At 68.9% G+C, this 681-nt stretch carries 1 pseudogene; it reads right to left on the bottom strand.

The features are described from left to right. A pseudogene (gene purT, locus JCM9942_RS17465) lies at nt 1-681 on the bottom strand (formate-dependent phosphoribosylglycinamide formyltransferase); the annotation flags it as partial.

The following is a 681-nucleotide window of genomic DNA, read 5'->3' as shown; positions in this document are numbered from 1 at the left end:
CGCCGCGCGCGCCAGAGTCACACCGACCCGGCGCTGGCCTTCCACCACCGGCTTGCCGAACAGGCGCAATGCCGAATCCGGATGGACCAGTGCTTCGGCCACATTGCTGAAGAACGGCACGCCATGGCCCTGCGCCAGCAGCGCGCAGGAGGCTGACGCCCCGTAGTGCGGATGGTCGGGATCGGCAGGCCGAGAATGGCGCGTGCGTGCAGCGCGAATTCGCTCAGCTCCTGCGACACCAGGGTCACCAGTCCGGTATCGTGCGGGCGTGGGGAGACCTCGCTGAACCACACCGCGTCGCCCTTCACGAACAGCTCCACGCCGAACAGGCCCCAGCCGCCCAGATCGTCGGTGATGGCACGGGCGATCTGCTGCGCACTCTCCAGCGCCCTGGCCGACATCGCCTGCGGCTGCCAGCTCTCGCGGTAATCGCCATCCTTCTGCAGATGCCCGACCGGATCGCAGAACGCGGTGCCCCCCGCATGACGCACGGTCAGCAGGGTGATCTCGTAATCGAAATCGATGAAGCCTTCGACGATGCAACGGCCGGCACCGGCGCGGCCGCCGGTCTGCGCGTAGTCCCAGGCCGGGCCGATATCGCCCTCGCTGCGCAGCGTGCTCTGGCCCTTGCCCGAGGACGACATCACCGGCTTGACCACGCACGGCAGGCCGATCGCGGCC

The organism is Stenotrophomonas pictorum JCM 9942, assembly GCF_001310775.1.
GTDB lineage: Bacteria > Pseudomonadota > Gammaproteobacteria > Xanthomonadales > Xanthomonadaceae > Stenotrophomonas > Stenotrophomonas pictorum.
The sequence above is the reverse complement of the archived record's forward strand: the minus strand, read 5'-3'. Positions and strand labels throughout refer to the sequence as shown.